The 221-nt window shown below is 61.5% G+C and carries 1 protein-coding gene; it reads left to right on the top strand.

The window, feature by feature from the left end; genetic code table 11:
- On the top strand, positions 1-126 hold a 126-nt coding region (locus tag ACYQ8L_RS18855), incomplete at its 5' end, for an IS3 family transposase (RefSeq protein WP_459943343.1).
- Between the last annotated feature and the right edge of the window lie 95 nt (positions 127-221).

Here is a 221-nt window from a genome sequence, read left to right as displayed (position 1 = left end):
TTTGAGTACATCGAAGGGTGGTACAACCCCCACCGTCGGCACTCGGCTCTGGGGTATCTGTCGCCCGTGCGCTACGAGGAAGAGGCGAGCCGGAAGGCGGGGGGGTGTCAAGATTTTTGTGTATAGGCCCGGGACCGTTCATGGTCACATTTCAACCAGATCGAAGTGGATTGCCAACTGGACCCGGGCTCGCCCCCAGTAGGTGCTGGGCCGCCCCCATG

It is taken from the genome of Deferrisoma palaeochoriense, from assembly GCF_054656955.1.
Note: the sequence above shows the minus strand (reverse complement) of the source record. Positions and strands in the feature narration are given on the sequence as shown.